This is a genomic window from Psittacicella hinzii, assembly GCF_003585935.1.
Classification (GTDB): Bacteria; Pseudomonadota; Gammaproteobacteria; order Enterobacterales; family Psittacicellaceae; genus Psittacicella; species Psittacicella hinzii.
Genome location: NZ_NRJG01000123.1, coordinates 1 through 1,032 on the forward strand (window position 1 = coordinate 1; position 1,032 = coordinate 1,032).

The following is a 1,032-nucleotide window of genomic DNA, read 5'->3' on the forward strand; positions in this document are numbered from 1 at the left end:
AATAATTTCTGTAGTATTTCGTCATTGTCCCATGATGAGCTTATTAAATGACTAAGAACTTCAGAAAGCCTCCTACTTCCATAGTTTAAGTAGGGTTGCAACTTTGGGAGTTGTTCTACCTCATCATCGAGTTGTTCTAATTCAATTTTTTGAGTTCTAAGGTTTTCTATCATCTCTTTGAGAACTAGCATCCGATGTTCTTTAGATGATAATTTTTTATCCTTACATCGATAATAGCGCTGTCTATCTATATCGAGGTACTCACATAAATTTTTAATAGAGAATTTAACGTTCTTAAATTTACTAATTCTTTTAATTATCTGACATTTAGTGTAAATATCAACTTCAGCAAAAGACTGTTTTATTCCGACATGAAGTAATATTTCATTGGCTAATTTTTGTACGTATCCAGACTCTGTAATTTCTACAAGCTCATTAATATTCTCAAATGTTCTAGTTTGAGTTAATTGATTTCTGTTACGTTCAATATGTTCTTTAAGGAAGTCAACAGATCTTTTGATTTTTTCGGAATAGTCTAGTATCAAGTCATTAATTTGTGCTAATTCTAACGCTTCTTTTATTTTCATAGTCTTGTAGATGACTTCTATAAAAAGATCAGCGCCGAGGTCAATAAACAACTTATTCCAACTACGAATAGAAACAGTGCTTATTCCTAGTTTTTTACTTGTATTAAGGATTGAGCCATGGTAAGAATCATATAATTCAACTATTGTCGCAATTTTTTCAATTGGTTTATAGTTTCTAACTTTACCTGATTTTCTAATTTTCTTTGTTAATGAATTTTTTGATTTATTGTCAACTACGGTTCTGATCTTTTTTCGTTCTCGTTTTACAGCATCTCTAATTTGATGAATTGGTATATCAAACTCTAACGCTAATTCTAAATATGAACGTTCACCGCTCATACCAAATTTTACTATTTTTTGACGATCAGAACGTGGTAAATCTTTAAAATACATAACATACATCCCCTATCAAATGATATTTTGTTAGTTTGTATCATTTTTGGGG

The 1,032-nt window shown here is 30.1% G+C and carries 1 protein-coding gene; it reads right to left on the minus strand.

Features of this window, described 5'->3' with window-relative positions; translation table 11 throughout:
- Positions 1-980 (minus strand): hypothetical protein (locus CKF58_RS06470; protein WP_147397235.1); only part of this gene is annotated, 980 nt, incomplete at its 3' end.
- Positions 981-1,032: the final 52 nt, after the last annotated feature.